This window comes from Bacillus thermotolerans (assembly GCF_000812025.2).
GTDB lineage: Bacteria > Bacillota > Bacilli > Bacillales > Domibacillaceae > Quasibacillus > Quasibacillus thermotolerans.
In genome coordinates this window covers 1-3079 of the sequence record NZ_JWJE02000096.1, presented here as the reverse complement: position 1 = coordinate 3079, position 3079 = coordinate 1, and the positions used below count along the sequence as shown (strand labels likewise).

Below are 3079 nucleotides of genomic sequence, written 5' to 3'. Positions count from 1 at the left end.
TTGGATGGCGTAAACATAACCTCTGCCTTTTCTAATTTTCATAATATTCTCACCTAAATTTAATTTAACATATGTGTTTTTTTATTACAAACAAAAAAACCGCCCTAACTCATGACTGAAGTCGCGAGTGTGCGGGCGGAGGTCATCAAACTTTTCAAATCAACATTTATTTTATTGAATAAGAGGGCGCAACGAATGTAAGCTTGCTACTTTCTTCATATCAAAGGTGTATTCACCAAGAAAATTGATATGTTCCCATCCTAATGGCGAAATATGTTTTAGTAAGTCTTCTCGTAAAATCCCTTTTTCCTTCAGCAAATTTGTTGCTTCGGTTAGATATACGGTATTCCATACGCTAATGGCGTTAATTATAATATTTAAGGCACTTGCACGTTGAAGCTGGTCTTGCAGCCCTCGTTCCCGTAACTCACCCCGTTTTCCAAAAAATAATGCTCTTGCCAAGGCATTCATTGCTTCCCCTTTGTTCAATCCCCGTTGAATACGCCTGCGAAGTGCTTCATTAGATATGTAATCCAAGATAAAAATAGTTTTTTCAATTCTTCCCATTTCTCGCAATGCAGTAGCTAACTTGTTTTGCCTTGCATATGATCCTAATTTCCCCATAATAAGTGAACCGGACACTTTTCCTTCTCGAATAGAATGGGCTAAACGGAGTACATCATCAAAGTTTTCTTGAATAACCTTTATGTTAATCCGTCCACGAAGTAATTTTTCTAGGTTAGGAAAATCACTTGGTTTTTGAATTGTATATAGTTTGGCGTCGGCTAGATCACGAAGCCTTGGTGCAAAACGAAATCCTAACAAATGACTTAAACCAAAAACTTGATCGGTATAACCGGCTGTATCAGTATAGTGCTCTTCAATATTTAATTCTGTTTCATGATGAAGTAATCCATCGATGACATGGACGGCATCTCTCGCATTTGTATTAATAACTTTCGTATAAAAAGACGAAAATTGATCACTTGTAAACCTGTAAATGGTTGCCCCTTTCCCTGTGCCGTAATGGGGATTTGCTTCGGCGTGCAACGACGAAACACCAACTTGTACTCGCATTCCGTCAGATGAAGATGTGGTGCCATCTCCCCAATAAGAGGCTAGAGCAAGCTTGTGTTGGAAATTTACCAAAGTGGCCTGTGCTCGATTTATAGCATCATCATACAAGCGCCACTGTGCGGCATTTGCCATCTGGTGGTAGGAAACTCCAGGCGTAGCATCTGCCATTTTAGTCAATCCGATATTCGTTCCCATTGCCATGAGCGCAGCCATAAGAATGATCTTTTCTTCACCTTTTGGAGGTCGATTTGTTGAAGCGTGTATTAACATTTCGTCAAACCCTGTCCAGTGGGCTACCTCCATTAAAAGGTCGGTAAGCTTAATTCTTGGCAACATATTATATAAGGTCAAACTGAAGGTTCGTGCTTCTTCTGGTGTATTCTTTTCCAGACGATCCACTCTGAGCTTTACTTTTTCGATATTTACTCCTTCAAGACTATCAAGGTTATTTGAAACCCATGTAAAGCGTTCGGCTAGAGCATTCCTTCTTTCCTCAAGGTATTCCTCTGCTGATGAGCGAACTGCCAATCTAGTATCTGTAAGATTGGTTGTGGTCCATTCATTTTTAGGAACAAGGTACTCCTCAAAGTCCTTATGAAGCCTACTACCTACTACAGATACGTCTCCCGAACGAATATGATTTTTTAATTCCGTTAGGGCAGCCATTTCATAATAATGTCGATTAATTGTTCCTTCTTCGTTGTACACATGCTTTTCCCATCGTTTTGGGACGAAATCTAATGGCGCTCCATCTGGTACTTTTCTTTTTCCTGATTCATTCATCTCATTCAATGTTTTTAATGCACATAATAATGGTTCAGCTGCATTTGTAGAGCGAAATTCTAATGATTTAAGAAGAGTAGGGGTATACTTTCTTAGATAAATAAATCTATTCTCTAGCAAGTCAAGGTAATCATAATCCATTGGTCGTGCTAACTTTTTTGCTTCTTCAACGGAAGTAACGATTTTATTCCAAGGCATTACCTTTTCAATGGTGCTAAATGGATCAAGCCCTTCATCTCGTGCTTGAATAAGCGCAGCCCCAATATCTGCAAAATGAACAACCTTTTCATTAACTGCTTTTCCATTTTCCTTTTGCATTTCGTCTTGTGTTTTGCGACCTTTCGATTGTAAAATCATCATTTGCCGATCGTGAATTTCAATTGCTTGGTCAATTAAGTCCTGACTTAGTGTTCCTAGATATGCTACAAGAATGGCATATTTCTTATTTTCTTTAAATCTACGAAATGAATGGGGTTCATAACGTGCTCCGATACGTGATAATTGAAGCAATCGATTGGGATGTACTTCATGTATATTTGTCGGAAGTTTTAACTCCCTAATATATTCCAAGCGCTTTATTACTTTTAGAAAAGCATCAGGTGATGACTGACCGGGAATTTCCCTCAACCATGCTAATGGGGTTTTTCTGCTCTCCACAAGTGGATCGATAAATTCATCTAACTTTTTCTTTTGCCAGTCTGAAAGGGACCCGGTTAAGGATTTAAAAATCTTTTCCTCTGCTCTCCGACGAGTTTCCCAGACAAGTCGCTCTATTGTAGTCATTCCAGGAAGAATTATTTTTCGTTTCCGTAGTTCTTCTTGAACAGTTCGAAGTAGATACATGGAACTGCCGTTTTGAAGAGCATGTTTCAAAAGATACTGAGCTAATTCCCGATATGTACTTACAGAAAAATTCTGGTATCCATATACCTGTCGAATTTCTTCCATATGTTCATGCTTGGTTGGGTCGCGTTGAGCATATAAGGAAAAAGAATCGGGATTAGCATTTATTTGTTTTGCTATATATTGCATTACATAATCTGGTATAGGTTCAACATCTGTAAGAGACCACCCGGGATAGCGAAATACACATAATTGGACAGCAAATCCTAAACGATTATGATCTCTTGTGACTGCTAGAATAAAGTGTACAGTTTTTGCTTGATAAGATGAAACGCTTATTTACCCAAATATACCAGCAAAAAATATCAACCTATCA

General features: G+C 38.5%; 1 pseudogene. It reads right to left on the bottom strand.

The annotated features are described in order from the left end of the window. Positions 1-171: 171 nt before the first annotated feature. A pseudogene (locus tag QY97_RS18755) lies at positions 172-3030 on the bottom strand (Tn3 family transposase); the annotation flags it as partial. Between the last annotated feature and the right edge of the window lie 49 nt (positions 3031-3079).